Here is a 255-nt window from a genome sequence, read left to right as displayed (position 1 = left end):
CCATGCCGTAATGCTCGAGCAGCGCGGTATAGCGGACCGTGAAGTCGTCCTGTTCCTGCAGATTCCTGAACGCCGCCGACAGACTGTCGGTGCGGTGTTCCCGTGGGCATCCGCCGGCCTGCCACAACGCATTCTGCAAGCCTTGGGAGAGCGCTTCAAAGCTCTCGCCCCCATCGACGACACAGGCGTATTCCCAGTGCGAGAACGCGAGCACAAAGTGGTACAGCCGGTGGGCGAACGGCACGCCGGTGATCG

Annotated in this window: 1 pseudogene; it reads right to left on the bottom strand. The window is 63.1% G+C overall.

Features of this window, described 5'->3' with window-relative positions:
* Window positions 1-255: pseudogene (locus AB3X94_RS42230) on the bottom strand (IS21 family transposase); the annotation flags it as partial.

It is taken from the genome of Paraburkholderia sp. BR10923, assembly GCF_040948765.1.
Classification (GTDB): domain Bacteria; phylum Pseudomonadota; class Gammaproteobacteria; order Burkholderiales; family Burkholderiaceae; genus Paraburkholderia; species Paraburkholderia youngii.
The sequence above is the reverse complement of the archived record's forward strand: the minus strand, read 5'-3'. Positions and strand labels throughout refer to the sequence as shown.